We start from the raw sequence: 19,407 nt of genomic DNA, 5'->3' as shown, positions 1-19,407 counted from the left end.
TCCCGTCATTTAAATTGTGATTTCAGGAATAGGGCGGGGCGCAGGCTTGCGCCTGGCCCCGCTCCGCAAGACGAAGGAGATCAAAACACCGGCTTGGTGAACTGGTCCATATTGTCCTGGGTGATCTTCGGCGTGTCGAAATAGTTGAGGAACGGCACGTCCTTGCCGTCGAGCACGTCGATTGCGGTCTGAAGCGCGGCCTCGGCGTCATCGACCGGCGACTGGTAGATCGAGCCCCAGTAATCGCCGTTTTGCATGGCTTCGTAGCCGACGGAGAAGTTGGTTGCGCCGACGAAGATGATGCCGTCGCGGCCGGCGGCCTTGGCGGCGTTGAGCGCGCCGACGCCCATATTGTCGTCGCCGGCGTAAACCCCGTCGATATCGTCATATTTTACGAGGAAGGCTTCCATCACCTTCTGCGACTTTTCCCGGTTCCAATCGCCCGGCTGGGTCTCGACCAGATCGACATTCGGGCAGACCTCCGGAAGGCGGTCCTCAAAGCCCTTGGCACGCTCGATCGCGGTCGTGTAGCCCGGTTGTCCCGAGATCTGCACGATCTTCGCCTCGTCGGCGATGCCCATGTCCTTGAACTTGTCGCACATGATCTCGGCCGAGCGCGCGCCCTGCGTGATATTGTCCGGACCGGAGAAGGAGGCGACGAAATCGAAGCCGGGCTCTGCGATGTTGGAATTGGTGACGATCACGGGAATACCAGCCTTGTGGGCCTTGCGCACGGCCGGAATGACGGCCTCGCCATTGGTCGGCCAGATGATGATGGCGTCGACCTTCTGCTGGATCAGGTCTTCCACCTGGGCGATCTGGCGGGCGACGTCGCCGCCTGCGTCGAGGACGACGGTCTCGACGTCGGGGTTGGCGCCGGCTGCGTTGATGAAGGCCTGCTCATAGGTTGTCTGATAGCTGTCGACGCCGACATTGTTCTGGGTGATGCCGATCTTGTAGCTCTCGGCGGATGCCGCGCCGGCAAGGGCGAGCCCTGCAATCGCGGTCGTGGCGGCCAAGGTGAGCCTGGCTGAAAATCTCATAGTTCGTTCCTCCCAAACGATAAACTGGATGTATTGCCTCAGCCCTCCGGCAACCGGTCGGGCCTCTCCCGGGCAATGGCTCTCATACACCACTAATTCGGCTGCAATGGACCTGCCTAAAATGTCCAAAATGAATTTTTAATTATCCGTATTGGATTTTTAAGCGATATTTCGGGATCGCTGTTTTGGACAAATAGGGAGGAGAGAAAATGGCATCGCCAACGAGGCGCAGACCGGAGCACGGTTTGCCGGGACAGATGAATCAGGATATCGCACAAAATATTCAAAATGGATATGGCGCTGCCATGGGCGGCGGGGCGGAGGCAAAACCTTCCGTTTCCGCCGAGCTGGAGGCCGTCGTGCGGTTCATGGAAGATGTGCTGGTCGAGGTCGATGACGCCACCACGCCGAATGCGCCGAACCCCTATCTCAACATGAGCCTGCATCTTCTGCGCCGGCACCTGGAAGGGCGTATGGTGATCCCGTCATCGATCATCGCGGCCTCCGGAGTGCCCTATGCGACGGCGACGCGCAAGCTGACCGAACTGCTGGAATCAGGCGCGGTGGAGCAACGTCCCCGCTCCAAAACCGGTAAAAGCGTTTCCCTGCATCCAAGCCCGGAGATGCTGGACAACTGGTGCCAGCTGGCCCGCCGCATCCACCGTCTGGCGGCCGTGCGTTTCGGCGCCGACGGCTTTACCCAGGAAAACTCGGACTATTATTTCGGCGGCTCCTACCAGCCGGGCAAGATGCTGATCGGTCCGCCGCAGGCGCTGCCGACGCCGATGAAGCTCTCGGGCGGCCTGCGCATCCTCGTCCATGGCGACCCGACCTTCATGGTGATGAGCAATCTGAAGCGTCAGTTCGAGCATCTGGTCGGCTGCAACATTCACCAACGCGCCTTCTCGATCGACCGCCTGCGCGGCGAGGCGCTGCGCAATGCCGAACGCGCCGTCAGCCGCTACGATCTGATCGCCGTCGACCTGCCCTGGCTTGGGGAGTTCGTGAAGAAAGGCGTCCTGCGCCCGCTGTCCTCCATCATGGATCTCGACAGGCTCGACCCCGGTGATTTTCACACCGCCGGGTGGCGGGCCGCCCACTGGGACGGCGTGGCCTATGGCGTGCCGAGCCAGACAACGCCGGAACTGTTCTTCTATCGCCGCGACCTGTTCGCGGAAGCCGCCCTTGAGCCGCCGGAAACGACGGAGGCTGTGCTGGAGGCCGCGGCCCGCCTGCATGACCCGCGCATGGGCGTCTACGGCATTGCCTGGAACGCGGCGCGCGGCACGGCGCTCGGCCACACATTCATGATGGCCTGCGCCGATTTCGGCCAGCCGATCATCAACCTGAAAGAGATCGCCGGTGGTTTCGATGCCGATCATCTGGAGCGCGACGATCTTCACCCGACCATCGACACGCCGAAGGCGCTCGAAGCGGCGGAATATCTGCTGGCGCTGATGGAATTCTCGCCACCCGATATCCTGTCCATGTCCTGGTATGAGCGCGTCCGGCCTTACGCCGAAGGCAAGGTCGCAATGGCCTACGGCTACACGCTTCTGGCACCCTATTTCGAGCTCGATCCGCAATCGCCCGCCTTCGGCAATACCGGCTATCTGCCGCATCCGCACGGGCCGGGCGGCACGCCGATCGCGCCGGTCGGCGGTTATGTCTTCGGCGTTCCCGCCAACCTGCCGCAGGAGCGGGTGGACGAAGCGGTCGAGGCGCTCGTCGCCTTCACCTCGCCGGAAGCACAAAAGCTTTTCATCCAGAATGGCAGCCGCACCGCGCCGCGCTATTCCGTCGGTTCCGATCCGGAAGTGCGCCGCCTGTCGCCGATCTTCGAGAGCGTCGACCAGATGTCCTGGCGCGACGAGCTGCAGTTCTGGCCGCGCCCGCCGATCCCGGAAATTTCCGACATCATCCAGATCTGCGGTCATGAGCTGCACGACATGCTGCGCGGCATCGTCAGTCCGAAACAGGCCCTCTCGCGCGCTCAGGCGCGCGCGGACGAGGCCATGCGAAAACGCGTCACATAGGCTCTTTGCAAAGTCAAAGGGCCGGTCAACACGGGAGGAGAGACCATGGACCCCAACCGCCTCAAAGGCAAAAACATCCTGATCACCGGCGGCGCCCAGGGCATGGGCGCGACCAATGCCGAGCATTTCGCCGAGCAGGGCGCCAATGTCTGCATCGGCGACCTTGACCTGGAACTGGGCAAGGCGCTGGCCGACAAGATCAACGCCGCCGGCAACGGCCGGGCGATCGCGGTGAAGATGGATGTGACGAGCCGCGATGACAATGATGCCGCGGTTCAAGCCACCGTCGAGGCGTTCGGCATGATCAATGTCGGCCTGTTCAATGCCGGGGTCAACAAGCCGAAATTCTTCATGGACATCGATGAGGACAATTGGGACTTCATCATGAATGTGAACACCAAGGGCATGTGGCTCGGCATGCAGGCCGTTGCCCGGCAGATGATCAAGCAGGGCAAGCAGGAGCATGTCTACAAGCTGATCAATGTCGGCTCGGTCGCATCGCGCAAACCGCTTTACGATGTGACGGTCTACTGCACCTCGAAATATGGCTGCCTGGCGCTTACCCATTGCGGCGCGGTCACGCTTGCCGAGCACAACATCACCGTCAACGGCTATGCACCGGGCGTGGTCAAGACGCCGCTTTGGGCGCAGCTCGACAAGGATCTGGTCGAGATGGGCTTCAAGCAGAAGGAAGGACAGGCGTTCGAGGACCTGGCTGAGAACGATCTGGCGCTGAAGAAAGTGTCCTATCCCGACGACGTGAAGGGCACGGCGGCATTCCTCGCCAGTCACGACAGCGACTACATGACCGGCCAGATGATCCATATCGATGGCGGCTGGGTGATCCAGTAGCGCCGCGACGCTTCGATTTGCAGACGACAATTTCAACCGAGCAGGCAGGCGATCGCGCTGCCCGAGGGAGGATTTCATGAACCGCGCACTGACACCCAACGTGCTCACCCCGCAGGATCTATTGCCCCAGTGGAACTGGGAAGGACGGCTGCCGGCCTGGGGCCATACGTCCGTCGACTTCGAACGGCGCGTCGATCACGACCGGTTGCGCCGCTACCGCCTGTCACGCACCCGACAGGCTCTGAAGAACAGCGATGCAGGCTCGCTGCTGCTCTTCGACGTCAACAATATCCGCTATGTCTCCGCCACCAAGATCGGCGAGTGGGAACGCGACAAGATGTGCCGTTTCTGCCTGCTGACGGGTGATGACGCGCCTTACGTCTGGGATTTCGGTTCGGCTGCCGTGCACCACCGCAAATTCTCCGACTGGCTGATCCCCGATCATTGCCGGGCCGGCGTCGTCGGCATGCGCGGCACCATTCCGCCCTCTTTCGGGCTGATGAAAAAATATGCCGAGGAGATTGCAGGTCTCATCCGCGATGCCGGCATGGCCGATATGCCGGTTGGCGTCGATTATGCCGAAACCGCCATGTTCGAGGCGCTGAAGGCGGCTGGCATCAATGTCGTCGACGGCCAGCAGATCATGCTTTCGGCTCGCGAGATCAAGAACTGGGACGAGATCCAGCTTCTGACGCAGGCCGCCAGCATGGTCGATGGCGTCTACCACATGATTTACGAGGAGCTGAAACCGGGCGTGCGCGAGAACGAGATCGTCGCTCTGTCCAACAAGATGCTCTATGAAATGGGTTCCGACGATGTCGAGGCGATCAACGCCATTTCCGGCGAGCGCTGCAATCCTCATCCGCACAATTTCACCGACAGGCTTTTCCGGCCCGGCGACCAGGCCTTCTTCGATATCCTGCAGAGCTATCAGGGTTATCGCACCTGCTACTACCGCACCTTCAATATCGGCCGCTCGACGCCCGCCCAGGTCGACGCCTATGTGAAGGCGCGCGAATGGATCGATGCCTCGATCGCGCTGATCAAGCCGGGCGTGACCACCGATGTCGTGGCCAAGGCATGGCCGAAGGCGGAGGAATTCGGTTTTCCGGACGAACTCTCCGCCTTCGGTCTGCAGTTCGGCCACGGCCTTGGTCTTGCGCTGCACGAACGCCCGATCATCTCGCGAGCGGTGTCGCTCGATAATCCGATGGAAATCCAGACCGGCATGGTGTTCGCGCTGGAAACCTATTGCCCTGCCGCCGATGGCTTTTCCGCTGCCCGCATCGAGGAGGAGGTCGTCGTCACCGACAAGGGGTGCGAGGTCATCTCGCTGTTTCCGGCAGAGGAACTGCCGATTGCCAACCGGTATTGAGGCGGGAAACGTCATGAGCGCTTCAGACAACAAGCATAATCGCGAGGACTATCTGCGCATGTACCGGCAGATGGTTCGCATCCGCACCTTCGAGGATAATGCCAACCAGCTCTACCTCTCGGCCAAGATGCCGGGTCTGACGCATATGTATTCCGGCGAGGAGGCGGTCGCGGTCGGCATCTGCGAGGCGCTGACCGACAGCGACCGGATCACCTCAACCCATCGCGGCCACGGCCATTGCGTGGCCAAGGGGGCGGATTTTCAGGCGATGTTCTGCGAACTCCTCGGCAAGGAGGAGGGCTATTGCCGGGGCAAGGGCGGGTCGATGCATATCGCCGACCAGAGCCACGGCAATCTCGGCGCCAACGCCATCGTCGGCGGCTCGATGGGCATTGCCACCGGCTCCGCGCTGCGCGCGAAAATGCAGAAGTCCGACGATGTGACCGTCTGCTTCTTCGGCGACGGGGCAACCGCGCAGGGGCTCCTCTACGAGGTCATGAACATGGCAGCGCTTTGGAACCTGCCGGTGATCTATGCCTGCGAGAACAACGGCTATTCCGAATATACGGCGACGGCCGAGATCGCCGCCGGTTCGATCACCGACCGGGCGCGGGCCTTCGGCATCGAGGCTTTCGAGGTCGACGGGCAGGATGTGCTGGCGGTCAATGAACTGACGCGCGACCTGGTGCAGCGCTGCCGCCGGGGCAAGGGGCCGTTCTTCATCGAACTCCGGACCTATCGCTATCACGGCCACCATGTCGGCGACATCAACCGCGAATACTACCGATCCAAGGCCGAGGAGAAGGAATGGAAGGAAAACCGCGACCCGATCGAGAAGTTTTCCAAATGGCTGACCGGCGAAGGGATTGCCTCGAAGGACGAGCTTGAGGCCCTCAAAGCCGAGATTCGCGACGATGCGGCCGCCGCCGTCGACTATGCGCTGAAGGCAAAATATCCGGACAAGCATGAAGTCGACATGCACGTTTTTGCGGACTGAGGAGGACATTCCATGCGAAAGATCACGCTATCCCAGGCCGTGAACGAGGCGTTGGCCGAAGAACTGCGCCGTGACCCCACGACCTTCATCATCGGCGAGGACGTCGCCGAGGCCGGAACGCCGTTCAAGGTGTTGTCCGGCCTGGTGGAGGAATTCGGGACCGAGCGCGTCATCGATACGCCGATTGCCGAGCCGGGCTTCATGGGCCTTGCCGTCGGCGCGGCGATGACCGGCGCGCGCCCCATCGTCGATCTGATGTTCGGCGACTTCCTGTTCCTGATCATGGACCAGCTCTGCAACCAGGCGGCCAAGATCCACTACATGTCCGGCGGCAAGCTCAACGTGCCGCTGGTGGTGCGCACCAATCTGGGGGCGACGCGGCGTTCTGCCGCCCAGCATTCCCAGTCGTTGCATGCGCTTGTCGCGCATATTCCCGGCCTGAAGGTCGCGCTCCCGTCTTCGGCCTATGAGGCCAAGGGACTGATGAAGACGGCGATCCGCGACAATAATCCGGTCGTCATCTTCGAAGACAAGCTGATGTATAACGACAAGGCCGAGGTGCCGGAGGAGGAATATCTGATCCCCTTTGGCGAGGCCGCGATCCTGCGCGAGGGTGAGGATATCACGCTTGTCGCGACGTCCTCCATGGTGCAGGTGGCGCTGGCAGCAGCCGAACTCCTGGCAAAGGACGGGATTTCGGCGGAAGTCATCGATCCGCGCACCATCGTGCCGCTGGACGAGGAAACCATCCTCAAATCGGTCAAAAAGACATCGCGCGCCATGGTGATCGATGAGGGCCATCAGAGCTTCGGCATTACCGGCGAGATTGCCAGTCGCATCGCGGAAAAGGCCTTCTATCACCTCGATGCGCCGGTCTTGCGCATGGGGGCGATGGATGTGCCGGTGCCGTTCTCGCCGGCGCTGGAGGATATCACTGTGCCGACGCCTGAACGGGTGGCTGAAAAGGCGCGCCTTTCGGTGCGCGGGGAGCTTTTCCATGCCGCATGATGTGATAATGCCCGCGCTCGGCATGGCGCAGGACACCGGCAAGATCGTGCGGTGGCTGAAGACGAGCGGCGAGCCCGTTTCTTCCGGCGAGGCGATCATGGAGGTCGAAACCGACAAGGCGGTGATGGAGGTCGAGGCGGCTGCCGATGGCTTTCTGAGCGCCGTTTCGGCGGGTGACGGTGACGATGTGCCGGTCGGTTCCGTCGTGGCCGTGATCGTCGAGAGCAAGGACGATGTTGAAAGCGCAAAGCCCGCTGAAAAAGACGCGGGCGGCGAGAGTGCTCCAAGCGCCAGTGAAGCCGATGAGGAGTCCCTGCCGGAAGGCGCGGAGATCATCATGCCAGCACTGGGTATGGCCCAGGATACCGGGCTGATCGTCAGCTGGTGCAAGGAACCGGGCGACAAGGTTTCGGCCGGCGACATCTTGCTCGAGGTGGAAACCGACAAATCGGTGATGGAGGTCGAGGCCGGACATGACGGCTATGTCGCCGCCATTCTGGCCGATGCCGATGAGGCCGTACCCGTCGGCTCGGTGATTGCCGTGATTTCGGCCGAAAAGCCTGAAAACCCCGTGCGGCGCAGCGCTAAAGCGGCAAAACCTTCATCCGCCCCGCAGCCATCTGTTGTTACTGAGGCGGAAAAAACAGCCCCCGACAGTCGCAAGGCACCGTCAAAACCCAAGGCGCCGCCGCGGCCCGCCGCGCCCGTTGAGGGGCCTATTCTGGCCTCGCCAAAGGCGCGGTGGGTAGCGCATGAAGAAGGTCTTGATCTGACGCGGCTTGCCGAAGAGGGCATTGCCCAGCCCTATCATGTATCCGACCTTGAAACCTTGCGCGCATTGGGTGCGCGAGCGGATGCTTCACCGGCGGCCACTCCGGCAAGCGTGCCGCTGCATATCGAGGCCCAGGTTCCCGCTTCCGGCTTTTCGTCTTTGCTCGATTGGCTGCAGGCAGAAACCCATGATGCCCCGTCACCTTCCAGTATCTGGCTTGGCTTTGCCGCAGCGGCGCTGCGGGGTGCTTTAACGGACGAAAATACGATCGTCATTGGCATTGAGGAACCGGGAGCCAGTCCTGCCCGCTTTGCCGATGCCGACCGCACCCGCCTTGGTGCGCTGGAAGAGGAGGCCGAAGAGGGCGAAGCGGATATCATCCTGCGCGACCTGACGGGCTCGCCCGTGATCCGCGCGACGGCGCGGGCTGTGGCGGCGCCCGTCCTGACGATTGGTCGCGACCGGGACGCTTTCATCATCGGGTTCGACTATCACGACAACCAGTTGGGCGAGGCAGCGGCACTTGCCTTTGTCACAGGTTTTGCCGGTCGCCTCGAAGAGCCGCTGCGCCATCTTCTTTGAAATTCGGAGCCAGATCATGGACTTTACCAATCTCTATATCGACGGAAGCTGGCGTGAGGCCGCAAGCGGCGAGCGCTTTTACGTCATCAACCCGGCGACCGAAGAGGTTCTCGCTTCTGTGGCCTCCGCCGATACCCCGGATGCCGATGCGGCGCTTGATGCCGCCGAAAAGGCGATGGCCGTATGGCAGGCGAAAACGCCGCGCGAACGATCCGAAATTCTCCGCAAGGCGTGGGAACTCATGACCGCTCGGCTGGAGGACTTTGCCCGTTATATTACGCTGGAAAACGGCAAGGCGCGGGCAGATGCCATGGGCGAGGCGACCTATGCGGCCGAGTTCTTCCGCTGGTTTGCCGAAGAAGCCGTCAGGGCCGACGGGCTTATCACCCATGCGCCGTCATCCGGCGCGCGCATCGTCGTGCAGCACAAGCCGGCCGGCATTTCGGTTCTGGTCACGCCGTGGAACTATCCGGCGGCCATGGGCACGCGCAAGATCGCGCCGGCGCTGGCCGCCGGTTGCGCGGTGATCATCAAGCCGGCGACGGAAACGCCGCTGACCATGCTGGCGCTGATGCCGCTTCTGGAGGAAGCGGGCGTGCCGAAGGGGCTCGTCAACGTCCTGCCGTCGAAACATTCCGGCCGGATTGTCGATCATATGCTGCATGATCCGCGCGTGCGCGTCGTCTCCTTTACCGGCTCCACCGGCGTCGGGCGCAGCTTGCTCAAATCGGCCGCCGATCAGGTGGTCAAGCCGGCCATGGAGCTTGGCGGCAATGCGCCGCTGATCGTGTTCGAGGATGCCGATCTCGACAAGGCGGTCGCAGGCGCCATGCTGGCGAAGATGCGCAATCTCGGCGAGGCCTGCACGGCGGCGAACCGGTTTTACATTCATGAAAAGGTCAGCGCGGAGTTCACGGAAAAATTCACCGCCGCCATGGCCGCGCTGAAACTCGGCAACGGCCTGGAGGATGGCATCGATGTCGGGCCGCTGGTCAACGCATCGACCCGCGACAAGGTCGCGGGCTTCGTCGAGGATGCCGTCGCGAAGGGCGCGAAACTCGAGCTTGGCGGCACGCGGCCGAACGGCAAAGGTTTTTTCTATCCCCCGACCGTGCTGTCGAACGTCCCCGAAACCGCTGACTGCGTCCATGACGAAATTTTCGGTCCCGTCGCGGCGCTGCAGACCTTCAGCGACGAGGAAGACGTGATCCGGCGCGCCAATGACACCGAATACGGGCTGGTCGCTTATGTCTTCTCCGAGGACATGAAGCGCGCCATGGGCGTCTGCGAACGGCTGGAATACGGCATGGTCGGTCTCAACCGGGGCCTCGTCTCCGATCCGGCGGCCCCCTTCGGCGGGGTCAAGCAGTCCGGGCTCGGGCGCGAGGGCGGTCATGAAGGCATGCTCGAATTCATGGAAACCCAGTATATTTCGGCGGAATGGTGACATGAGCGACAAGGATTTCATCGCAAGCCCGGCCGTGGTGGCCTATGCCGGACGCAAGGGCATCGACCTTTCCGATGTTGCGCGAAAATCGGGTCGCACCAATCTGGCGCGCGAGGATGTCGACCAGCATCTGGACGGCTCCGCACCGGTTGTCGGGGGAACCGCCAGCGCAGATGACCGACGGTACTGGGATATCGACCATGCGGCTTACGGACCCGTCAGCGAAGAACCGATGACGCGGATCGCAAACCTTGCCGCCGACAATCTTTCGGCCGCCAACCGGATGATCCCGCAGGTCACCCATCACGATCGCGCCGACATGCGCGCGCTCGAAGCCTTTCGCACGAGCCTCAAGGCGGAAGCTTCGGCCAAAGGGCTGAGGCTCACCGCGCTTGCCTTTCACATCAAGGCGCTGGCGCTCACCCTCAAAGCCTTTCCGCTGTTCAATTCATCGCTGTCGGCAGACGGCAAGGTGTTGATCCGGAAAGACTATTGCCACATCGGCGTCGCCGTCGACACGCCGCACGGGCTGATGGTGCCGGTGATCCGCGATGCGGACCGCAAGGGCCTGTGGCAGATCTCCGCCGAGATTGCCGACCTGGCGAAGAGGGCCGGCGACCGCAAGCTTCGGCCTGACGAAATGGGCGGGGCGTCGATGTCCGTTTCCAATCTCGGCGGCATCGGCGGCACGGCGTTCACGCCGTTGGTCAACCCGCCGGAAGTGGCCATTCTCGGTATCACGCGAGCGGAAACCGTTCCGGTCTGGGAGAACGAGGCCTGGCAGCCTGTGCTGATGGCGCCGCTCGACCTTTCCTATGATCACCGGGTGATCAACGGCGCGGATGCCGCGCGGTTCCTCTGCCATTATGCCCGGCTTCTTGCCGATCCGCGCCGGATGCTCTTTGCCTGAGGCGGGGGAGGCGTGAGCCTGTCCGGCGATGAAGGGGCATGGCGCGGGCGCGCCGAATGATCCTGCCAAGGGGATTGTCTGGCGGGCCGGTCGTGTGGCTCAATACGCTCGGCGGATCGAGGCGGGGCCGGTGATTCTCTCCTGCCGGACGCGTCAAATGTTCCTTGGGAGGCGAGCGTGCCTGTAGATACGAATGAATTCAAGGCCGCACTGAGGCGCGGTGAACAGAAGATCGGCCTGTGGCTCGGTCTCGGCGAGGCGACGACCGCGGAGCTTTGCGCCCAGGCCGGTTTCGACTGGCTGCTGGTCGACGGCGAGCACGGGCCGAACGATCTCCGCTCGATCCTCGATCAGTTGCGCGCACTGGCAGCCTTCGATCCGGCTGTGGTGGTGCGTCCGCCCTCGGATGACCGGGCGCTCATGAAACAGTATCTGGATATCGGCGTGCGCAATTTCCTGGTGCCGATGATCGAAAGCGGCGCGCAGGCTTCGGAGGTCGTGCGCTCTGTGCGCTATCCGCCAAAGGGTGCCCGCGGCATAGGGGCAGCTCTTGCCCGCGCCTCGCTCTACGATACCGTCTCCGACTATCTCTCCACGGCGAGCGACGAAATCTGCGTGCTGGTGCAGGTCGAAAGCCGCGCGGGGATCGCAGCGCTTGACGACATCCTGGCCACCGAGGGCGTCGACGGCGTCTTCGTCGGCCCTTCCGATCTGGCTGCCGACATGGGCTTTCCCGGACAGGTCGGCGCGGCGGAAGTGCAGGAGACGGTCATCGATGCGCTGGAACGCATCAAGGCATCGGACAAGGCCGCCGGCATTCTCATCGGCGATGCGGAACTCACGAAGAAATACCAGAAGATGGGGATCGAATTCCTCGCCGTGGGCACCGATGTCGGCGTCTTCATGACGGGGCTCAAGGCGCTGCGCCGGCAATTCTGAGGAGCCGTTTCCGCCGGATGCCTTTGCGGCATTCGGTTCACCCGGATCGGCCTGGTCGGGCCCGGGCCGGCTTAACCCTTGCCACGCGGGGTCTCAGCCCGGCCGCGCACGGCCCTTGAAGTGTTTGGCAAGCAGGAACATCTCGACCGACTCCGAACGGGAGGCCGCGGGCTTGACGTGGACCACCTGCCGGAAGTTCTGCTTCAGCATGGTCAGGAGGTCGTGTTCGGCGCCGCCCTGGAAGGTCTTGGCGAGGAAGTGACCGCCCTCGGCCAGCGTTTCGACGGCGAAATGCGCCGCGACTTCGCAAAGATGCATCGTGCGCAGGTGATCCGTTCGCTTGTGGCCCGTGGTCGGCGCGGCCATGTCGGAGATCACGAGATCGGGCGGGCCGTCGAGCGCCGCGCGCAGGAGCGTTGGCGCCGCGTCGTCGAGAAAGTCCATCTCGAAGAACTTGACGCCGGGAACGGGCGCCATCTCTAGAAAGTCGATCGCGGCAACGCGGACGTCGGTATCCGTCGAATCGGTCACCTTGGCGGCGATCTGCGACCAGCTTCCAGGCGCCGCGCCGAGATCGATGATCCGGCGCGCGCCCTTCAGGATATGGTGCTTCTCGTCTATCTCGAGCAGCTTGTAGGCGGCACGCGCCCTGAAACCCTCGGTCTTCGCCCGCTGGACGTAAGGGTCGTTGATATGCCGCTCGATCCAGCGCCGCGAAGAGGCCTTCAGCTTGGTCTTCTTGACCTTCTGGCCGATCTTGCGGCCCGTGCGGACCGGTTTTGCAGGTTGTCTGGCCATGGTCAGTCCTTGTTGTCGTTGCGGGGCGGGCGATTGAAGCCGCCCCGGCGTCTTTTCGAGCGCCACACGCCGTCGCGCATCATCATGTCGGTCAGAATGCCCTCGCGCAGGCCCCGGTCGGCAACCCGCATGCGCTGCGCCGGCCAGCGGCGGCGGATCGCTTCCAGAATGGCGCAGCCCGCGAGCACCAGATCGGCCCGGTCCGGACCGATGCAGGGATTGGCTGCCCGTCCCGCGAAATCCCAGGAGAGCAGCTTTTCCTGCATCGCGGTGACCTCATCGTCGGAGAGCCAGATGCCGTCGACCTTGCGCCGGTCATAGCGCGGCAGGTCGAGATGGACTCCGGCAAGCGTCGTGACCGTTCCGGACGTGCCGATCAGGTGGAACCCGTCGTCATCGGCCCCGCCCTCGACCTCCGGGCAGTGGAAATCGCCAAGCAGTGCGGTGACTTCCGCCACCATGTCCTCGAAGATCGCCGGCGTGACATGATGCCCGCCGTAGCGTTCAGACAGTGTCACGACGCCGACCGGCAGCGATGTCCAGTGCGAGATATGGTTGGCGATGCGCGGGGAGCGGTTCTCGCCAAGCCTGATGACGGCGATCTCGGAGGAGCCGCCGCCGATATCGAAAAGCACTGCAGCGCGCGTCTCCCTGCCGATCAGAGAGGCGCAGCTGGAAACGGCCAGGCGCGCCTCGGTTTCGCGGTTGATGATCTCGAGTTCGAGGCCCGTCTCGCTTCGCACCCGCTTCAGGAAGGCGTCGCCATTGTCGGCCGCGCGGCAGGCCTCCGTCGCGATCAGCCGCATGCGGCGCACCGACCGGCCCCTGAGCTTGGCGGCGCAGAGCGAAAGCGCCTCGACCGCGCGGTCCATGGCGTCCGGCGACAGGCTGCCGGTGGCCGCCAGTCCCTCGCCGAGCCTGACGATGCGCGAGAAGCCGTCGACAACGCGGAACTGGTGATGACGCGTGGGCTGGGCAATCAGAAGCCGGCAATTATTGGTGCCGAGGTCGAGCGCGGCATAAAGCGTGTTGCCGCCGTGATGGTGCCCTCCGCCGGGTCTTGGGCCGCGCGGCGCCGGACGGGCATTGGCCTGAGAGGCCGGGGCAGGCGCTGAACCGCTGAGGGCAGCCGGATTGCCGGTAGGAGCCGAGGCCGGGGCGTCGGTCCGCTTTGCGCCGCCTTCCGGGGGGGCTGCGGACTGCGCGCCCGCGTGCTGATGCTTGCATCCATCCACGCCGAGCGGACCGCGCGTATGGGCCTTTCGGCGGCGTCTGCGCTTCTTGTGGTTTCCTCCGGCGGCTCCGCCCTTGGAAGCTTCGCCCTTTTTATCCGCACCGGCCGCCTGAGGGTCTGAACCCTGGCTGTCGCCGCCAGCCGAAATGACGCTATCGCCTCCGCCGCGTCGTTTGCCACGACGGCGCTTGCGTTTGCGGGGACCGGCTTCACCCGGGGGCAGAGCCTGTTCTGCCGGCGCATCCGCGCCGCTCTTCAGTGCGGGCACTCCGGCGGCGGCATTGCTGCTGCCCTTCCGGGATCGGCGACGGCGGGCACGCTTGCCCTCGCTGCCTTTTGTCAAGCGCGCCCCGCCATCAGACAGCCTGTCGCTGTTTTGGGGGTCTTCCACTTTTTCAGTTCCATCGCGCCGCGCAAGCCGTCACCGCCAAGGGCCGCTCGCAACATGGCGCTCAATTGTTTTTCAGTTGCCGCCATCATAGCAGCGGGGACAAGGAAGGCCAATGCCTTTTCTGTCTGCTGAAGGGCGGAGCATGGCAGTGTGCAGGCCCGCGATTGTCCCTTGCCAGGGAACGGATGCTTTTCAATCGAAAGGAAATTTTCGAAAACCCCCTTGGCAAGCCGGGCCAATTCTGTTTATAAGCCCTCCACGTCACCGGCGCTTCCGCCGCCGGATGTTGGGGAATAGGTTAACGGTAGACCCACGGACTCTGACTCCGTTAGTCCTGGTTCGAATCCAGGTTCCCCAGCCATTTGATTTCAAAACGCATTCTCGGTTTGGACGCCAGAACAGAACGTGTCGGTTGGACGTTCGTCCGGGTATGACCTGTCCCCGCTTTGAGCTTCCTGTGCACCTGTGCCATAGGCAGCCGATGCGAGCGGCGGCAACGGGCCCTTATTCGATCGTCACAGGCTCGGGCACCTGAACCTGGCTGTCGAGCCAGCCTTGCCGCCTGTGGCCGCGATGGGCGGTGTCGTGGATCAGGATCATGGGTTCAATCTCGCGCCGTCTCCGGCGCTCTGGCGAGGGCGGGAGACGGCTTATTGGAATGGCAGGGCTCTGCCGTCAGCCATTGAGAAACCGGGTGATGGCAGAAATCTCGTCGGGACGGATTTCATGGCCGCCGCCATGCATCGCCGACTGGACGTCGGCATTTTGCGCCTTGAAATAGTCGATGAGCGCGGCCGAAAGGGCCGGCGGGCAGATTGGGTCGCGTTCGCCGCCCGTCACCAGTATCTTCCGCCCGGAAAGGCCTGCATTGTCATCAGGCCTCCAGGGGATCAGCGGATGCAGCAGGGCGACACGGTCGAAAAGCTCCGGTTTTCGGAACAGCACCGACGCAAGGATGTTCGCGCCGTTGGAATAGCCGAGCGCATAGACATCGCGACCCGGATTGTCCGCCTTGTGACTGGCGATGAAGCGCGTCATCTTATCGGTGCGGCGGGCAAGGTCATCCATGTCATAGACGCCTTCGCCGGTGCGCCGGAAAAAGCGCAGCGCGCCATATTCGGAGACATCGCCGCGCGGCGAGACGATTTGAGCGCCGGGGATAAGTCCGTCCACCAGCGGCACGAACTGGTTCTCGTTGCCGCCCGTGCCGTGGAAGGTGAAGACCAGCGGCTTTCCGCTTTCGCCTTTCCTTGTATAGGCCTGATAGAGATCTTCGGTCATGGTTTCAAACCTCCGGCAGGCGGACGTCCGGTCCGCCGCCTTGAAAATGGCGTCAGTCCTCGATCGGCGTGAGGATGTCCTCGATCTTGGCGCGGTGGCTCTCATACTGCGGTGGCAGCTTGAGCGCTTCGCCGAGATGGGCGGTGTCCTCATCGGCATCGAAGCCGGGCTCGTTGGTGGCGATTTCGAACAGCACGCCGCCCGGCGTGCGGAAGTAGATCGCCCAGAAGTAGTTGCGGTCGATGACCGGCGTGACGTTGTATCCGGTATCCATCAGCGCCTTGCGGACTTCGAGCTGTGCGGCACGGTCTTCAACCGCAAACGCAATGTGATGCACCGAGCCTGCGCCCTGACGGGCCGCATTGGCAGAAGGCAGCGTTTCAATGTCGATGACATCGGCGCCGTTGCCGTTCGCGATGGCATAGCGGGTCCAGTCATCCTTGCTGTCGACCTGTTCATATCCCATGAAGCCGAGCAGTTCGGATGTCGCGCCGCTGTCCTTGAGACGTAGGCTTGCGCCACGGAAACCGCGGATGGCTTCTGCTTCGGCGACATCGCCCTTCAGCCGGCCGGCACGGTCATCATTATCGACTTCCACCAGCGCGAAGGCATCGTGATCGGGACCGGCAAAATGAAGCCGTTTTTCACCGAAGACTTCGCTTTCGGAGATTTCTCCGACATTCAGCGCCGAAAGCCGTTCTCTCCAGAAGGGGAGCGAGCCTTTTGGAACCGCGAAAAGCGTTTCGCCAACTTCGCCCGTGCCGGGCTTTCCCCTGGCGATATGCGGGAACGGGAAATAGGTCATCACCGAACCGGGGGTGCCGACTTCATCACCGTAATAGAGGTGATAGACATCGGGAGAGTCGAAATTGACCGTCTTCTTGACGCGGCGAAGGCCGAGCGTCTTGGTGAAGAAGTCGCTGTTCTTCTGGGCGTCGCCCGCCATCGAGGTGATGTGATGCAGGCCCTTGATTTGCTGTAACATCATGGTGATCCTTTGTTCCTGCGAGGCCTACGGACCTCATTTCTGACCGTTAAGATGATGGCGACGGCCGCAAACATGAACAGGAATAAAATTGACGATATTATTGCAATAATTGTAATAATGCTCGAATGAAAGATTTGAATGATATTCGTGTCTTCCTGAACGTTGCGGAACTGGGCAGCTTTGCCGCTGCCGCCCGCGTCCTGTCGATGACCGCGCCCAGCGTCACGCGGGCCGTCGGTGCGTTGGAGGAACGGCTCGGCGTGCAGCTTTTCGTACGCACGACACGGCAAGTCTCTTTGACATCGGCCGGCGCCGTCTATGCCGCCCGGATGCGGCCTCTGCTGCAGGCTTTCGACGATGCGGCAGAGGAAGTCCGCGAGCAGGAGGCGGCCATCAGCGGCCATATAAGGGTGAACGCGCCGCTCTCGCTTGGACAGCAGGTTCTGCCGGATGTCCTTTCGGGGTTCAGGGCGGAAAACCCTGCAGTCAGCATGTCCGTCACCTTGACCGACAGTTTCGTCGACATCGTCGCAGCCCGTTATGATCTTGCCATCCGCATTTCGGGGCCGCCGGACGACAAGTCGACAATCTGGCGCAAGCTCTGCCCGATCCGGAGGGTGCTGGTTGCCTCTCCCGGTTACCTCGCGGCCAATGGAGCGCCACAGGATCCGGATGACCTTCAGGCAGCGGCCTGCCTTGGCTTCGATGCGGAGGCCGTGTCGGAAAACTGGGAACTTACCAATGGAGGCCGGCGGCGACGCGTGCGAGCCGGATCCGTGCTTGCCGGCAACAATGGCGAATTCCTGGCGCGGCTTGCCGAAAACGGGGAAGGGGTGGCGCTTCTGCCCTATTTCATCGTCGAGACCGCACTTGCCGAAGGGCGGCTTGTTCAGGTGCTCGACGACTGGACGCCGAGCGAACTCTGGCTGACGCTCTACTACCCGCCCTATGAACGCCTGCCGATGCGCATCGCCCGGTTCTCTGACTTCTTCGAGGCCTATGTGACCCGCGTCAGGCTGCTTTGAGCGGCCGCGCCAAAGGCTCGGGAAGGTCGTGTTGTCCACCCGAGCCGGTTTCGCAGTCAAGGCTTTCCGAAAAGCCTGAAGGCATCTCCGGCAGGTTCTTCGTGGTGCGCTCGTCCGCCGGCCTGCCGGTCTCGTCGACGGCCTGATGCGCCGGGGTGTGCATGATGCGGCCAACCCGGTATGGCCTGGTTCTGAGCGTGCGCAGGACGCTCAGCCGCTGATTCGGCGCCAGCGACGCGCCGAAGGGGCCGGGCGACGCACTGACGACGACGGGTTTGTCGGCCGATGCCGAGGAACCGAAAGCCGGTCGGCTATGCGATCGAGAGATGCAGCACGATCTCGCGCCGGTGCGGGCGGTCGCGGTGTTCGAACAGGTAAAGTCCCTGCCAGGTTCCGAGCGCCGGCCTGCCGGCGGATACGGGAATTGCGAGCGAGACCTGGGTCAGCGCCGTCTTGATATGGGCCGGCATATCGTCCGGGCCTTCCAGCCGGTGGACGAGATAGTCCATGGCCGGGTCGTCCGCGCGCGGCACGAGCCTCGAAAAATAGGCCGAGAGGTCGCGTTTGACGTCGGGATCGGCATTTTCCTGGATCAGAAGCGAGCAGGATGTATGGCGCACGAAAACGGTCAGAAGACCGTCCTCTTCGGTGTTGGCGCCCACGAAGCGGCAGGCCTCGTCGGTGAATTCATAAAGGCCCTGTCCACGGGTCTGAACGGTCAGTCGGGTCTGGGGCATGGTGCATTCCTTTGTCGCGCCGGCCTTCTGAGCGACCGGCGCGAAATAGATCAGAGCGCCTTTTCAAGCGCGGGCAGAATTTCAAACAGGTCACCGACGAGGCCGTAATCGGCCACCTGGAAGATCGGGGCTTCCTCGTCCTTGTTGATGGCGACGATGACCTTCGAATCTTTCATGCCGGCGAGATGCTGGATGGCGCCGGAAATGCCGCAGGCGATGTAAAGCTCGGGCGCGACGACCTTGCCGGTCTGGCCCACCTGCCAGTCATTCGGCGCGTAGCCGGCATCAACCGCTGCGCGCGAGGCGCCAACGGCGGCTCCGAGCTTGTCGGCGACGGGAAGGATCACCTCCCGGAATTTTTCCGACGAGCCAAGCGCACGGCCGCCGGAAATGATGATCTTCGCCGAGGTCAGTTCCGGGCGCTCGGATTTGGCGATCTCGTTCTTCACGAACGAGGAGAGGCCGGGGTCTTCCGCCGCGCCGACGGTCTCCACCGGCGCAGAGCCGTTCATGCCGGCAGCGGCAAAGCCGGCGGTGCGCACGGAGATCACCTTCTTGGCGTCGAGCGATTTCACCGTTTCGATCGCGTTTCCGGCATAGGTCGGACGCTTGAACGTGTCGGGAGCGACGACTTCGATGATCTCGGAGACCTGCATCACGTCCAGAAGCGCGGCCACGCGCGGCAGCACGTTCTTGCCGGTGGTGGTGGCGGCCGTCATGATCACGTCATAGCCATCGGCAAGCGACAGGATGGTGGCGGAAAGCGGCTCGGCCAGGCTCTCTGCCAGCGCGTCGCTTTCCGCCAGCAGCACCTTGGAAACGCCGTTGATCTTCCCGGCCGCTTCGGCGGCTGAAGCGCAGCCCTTACCGGCGACCAGCACATGGATGTCGCCGCCGATCGCGGCAGCGGCCGTTGCGGCCTTGGCGGTTTGTTCGGAGACAGTCGCGCCGTCATGTTCTGCAATGAGAAGAATGGTCATGGTGGTTTCTCC

Annotated in this window: 19 protein-coding genes and 1 tRNA gene; 11 read left to right on the top strand and 9 right to left on the bottom strand. The window is 62.9% G+C overall.

The window, feature by feature from the left end; translation table 11 throughout:
- Nucleotides 1-80 precede the first annotated feature (80 nt).
- Nucleotides 81-1,043, bottom strand: coding sequence for a sugar ABC transporter substrate-binding protein (locus AZF01_RS17720; RefSeq protein ID WP_024708442.1), 963 nt, complete (start codon nucleotides 1,041-1,043; stop codon nucleotides 81-83).
- Between the two features lie 305 nt (nucleotides 1,044-1,348).
- Between AZF01_RS17720 and AZF01_RS17715 the strand changes: the two genes are divergently transcribed.
- The 9 genes from AZF01_RS17715 (at nucleotide 1,349) to AZF01_RS17675 (ending at nucleotide 11,961) form a co-directional block, all read left to right on the top strand.
- Nucleotides 1,349-3,079, top strand: coding sequence for an ABC transporter substrate-binding protein (locus AZF01_RS17715; protein WP_024708443.1), 1,731 nt, complete (start codon nucleotides 1,349-1,351; stop codon nucleotides 3,077-3,079).
- 45 nt (nucleotides 3,080-3,124) lie between these two features.
- Nucleotides 3,125-3,931, top strand: coding sequence for an SDR family NAD(P)-dependent oxidoreductase (locus AZF01_RS17710; protein ID WP_024708444.1), 807 nt, complete (start codon nucleotides 3,125-3,127; stop codon nucleotides 3,929-3,931).
- A gap of 76 nt (nucleotides 3,932-4,007) precedes the next feature.
- The gene (locus AZF01_RS17705; RefSeq protein WP_024708445.1) at nucleotides 4,008-5,306 is read left to right on the top strand and encodes a Xaa-Pro peptidase family protein; all 1,299 of its coding nucleotides are present in this window, start codon (nucleotides 4,008-4,010) and stop codon (nucleotides 5,304-5,306) included.
- Between the two features lie 13 nt (nucleotides 5,307-5,319).
- Nucleotides 5,320-6,303, top strand: coding sequence for a thiamine pyrophosphate-dependent dehydrogenase E1 component subunit alpha (locus tag AZF01_RS17700; protein WP_024708446.1), 984 nt, complete (start codon nucleotides 5,320-5,322; stop codon nucleotides 6,301-6,303).
- Between the two features lie 12 nt (nucleotides 6,304-6,315).
- Nucleotides 6,316-7,311 (top strand): alpha-ketoacid dehydrogenase subunit beta, encoded by a 996-nt coding sequence (locus AZF01_RS17695; RefSeq protein WP_024708447.1) that lies wholly within the window; start codon nucleotides 6,316-6,318, stop codon nucleotides 7,309-7,311.
- Nucleotides 7,301-8,665: a biotin/lipoyl-containing protein gene (locus tag AZF01_RS17690; RefSeq protein WP_024708448.1), complete on the top strand. Its 1,365-nt coding sequence runs from the start codon at nucleotides 7,301-7,303 to the stop codon at nucleotides 8,663-8,665. Before AZF01_RS17695 ends, AZF01_RS17690 begins: the two co-directional genes overlap by 11 nt.
- Before the next feature lie 16 nt (nucleotides 8,666-8,681).
- Nucleotides 8,682-10,112, top strand: a complete 1,431-nt coding sequence (locus AZF01_RS17685) for an NAD-dependent succinate-semialdehyde dehydrogenase (protein WP_024708449.1) — start codon at nucleotides 8,682-8,684, stop codon at nucleotides 10,110-10,112.
- Between the two features lies 1 nt (nucleotide 10,113).
- On the top strand, nucleotides 10,114-11,022 hold the full coding sequence (locus AZF01_RS17680; RefSeq protein WP_024708450.1) for a 2-oxo acid dehydrogenase subunit E2: 909 nt from the start codon (nucleotides 10,114-10,116) through the stop codon (nucleotides 11,020-11,022).
- Between the two features lie 177 nt (nucleotides 11,023-11,199).
- Nucleotides 11,200-11,961: an aldolase/citrate lyase family protein gene (locus AZF01_RS17675; RefSeq protein WP_024708451.1), complete on the top strand. Its 762-nt coding sequence runs from the start codon at nucleotides 11,200-11,202 to the stop codon at nucleotides 11,959-11,961.
- 93 nt (nucleotides 11,962-12,054) lie between these two features.
- Here AZF01_RS17675 and AZF01_RS17670 read toward each other — a convergent pair whose 3' ends face one another.
- The 3 genes from AZF01_RS17670 to AZF01_RS24320 are packed head-to-tail and all read right to left on the bottom strand — an operon-like array spanning nucleotide 12,055 to nucleotide 14,623.
- Nucleotides 12,055-12,759 (bottom strand): RlmE family RNA methyltransferase, encoded by a 705-nt coding sequence (locus tag AZF01_RS17670; protein ID WP_036237256.1) that lies wholly within the window; start codon nucleotides 12,757-12,759, stop codon nucleotides 12,055-12,057.
- 2 nt (nucleotides 12,760-12,761) lie between these two features.
- Nucleotides 12,762-14,384, bottom strand: a complete 1,623-nt coding sequence (locus AZF01_RS17665; protein WP_024708452.1) for a Ppx/GppA phosphatase family protein — start codon at nucleotides 14,382-14,384, stop codon at nucleotides 12,762-12,764.
- Complete coding sequence (locus AZF01_RS24320; protein ID WP_161633037.1) at nucleotides 14,333-14,623, bottom strand: glycoside hydrolase family 125 protein; 291 nt, start codon at nucleotides 14,621-14,623, stop codon at nucleotides 14,333-14,335. The genes AZF01_RS17665 and AZF01_RS24320 overlap by 52 nt, the downstream gene beginning before the upstream one ends.
- 48 nt (nucleotides 14,624-14,671) lie before the next feature.
- On the opposite strand from AZF01_RS24320, the gene AZF01_RS17660 reads away from it, so the two are divergent.
- A tRNA-Gln gene (locus AZF01_RS17660) sits at nucleotides 14,672-14,745 on the top strand.
- Between the two features lie 314 nt (nucleotides 14,746-15,059).
- On the opposite strand, the gene AZF01_RS17655 is transcribed toward AZF01_RS17660, so the two are convergent.
- Both AZF01_RS17655 and AZF01_RS17650 read right to left on the bottom strand, forming a co-directional pair.
- The gene (locus AZF01_RS17655) at nucleotides 15,060-15,665 is read right to left on the bottom strand and encodes an alpha/beta hydrolase (protein WP_024708453.1); all 606 of its coding nucleotides are present in this window, start codon (nucleotides 15,663-15,665) and stop codon (nucleotides 15,060-15,062) included.
- A gap of 52 nt (nucleotides 15,666-15,717) precedes the next feature.
- Nucleotides 15,718-16,650, bottom strand: coding sequence for a ring-cleaving dioxygenase (locus AZF01_RS17650; protein WP_024708454.1), 933 nt, complete (start codon nucleotides 16,648-16,650; stop codon nucleotides 15,718-15,720).
- A gap of 128 nt (nucleotides 16,651-16,778) precedes the next feature.
- Here AZF01_RS17650 and AZF01_RS17645 point away from each other — a divergent pair, with 128 nt between their 5' ends.
- On the top strand, nucleotides 16,779-17,678 hold the full coding sequence (locus AZF01_RS17645; RefSeq protein ID WP_024708455.1) for a LysR family transcriptional regulator: 900 nt from the start codon (nucleotides 16,779-16,781) through the stop codon (nucleotides 17,676-17,678).
- Here the strand turns inward: AZF01_RS17645 and AZF01_RS24095 are convergent.
- The 3 genes from AZF01_RS24095 to AZF01_RS17635 all read right to left on the bottom strand — a co-directional run bounded on the left by AZF01_RS24095 (nucleotide 17,665) and on the right by AZF01_RS17635 (nucleotide 19,395).
- On the bottom strand, nucleotides 17,665-17,841 hold the full coding sequence (locus AZF01_RS24095; RefSeq protein WP_156484749.1) for a hypothetical protein: 177 nt from the start codon (nucleotides 17,839-17,841) through the stop codon (nucleotides 17,665-17,667). The two genes, AZF01_RS17645 and AZF01_RS24095, sit on opposite strands and share 14 nt — an antisense overlap.
- 148 nt (nucleotides 17,842-17,989) lie before the next feature.
- Nucleotides 17,990-18,415 (bottom strand): secondary thiamine-phosphate synthase enzyme YjbQ, encoded by a 426-nt coding sequence (locus AZF01_RS17640; protein ID WP_024708456.1) that lies wholly within the window; start codon nucleotides 18,413-18,415, stop codon nucleotides 17,990-17,992.
- Nucleotides 18,416-18,465: 50 nt separating this feature from the next.
- On the bottom strand, nucleotides 18,466-19,395 hold the full coding sequence (locus AZF01_RS17635) for an electron transfer flavoprotein subunit alpha/FixB family protein (protein ID WP_024708457.1): 930 nt from the start codon (nucleotides 19,393-19,395) through the stop codon (nucleotides 18,466-18,468).
- Between the last annotated feature and the right edge of the window lie 12 nt (nucleotides 19,396-19,407).

Origin of the sequence: Martelella sp. AD-3, from assembly GCF_001578105.1 — a bacterium.
Classification (GTDB): Bacteria; Pseudomonadota; Alphaproteobacteria; order Rhizobiales; family Rhizobiaceae; genus Martelella.
Note: the sequence above shows the minus strand (reverse complement) of the source record. Positions and strands in the feature narration are given on the sequence as shown.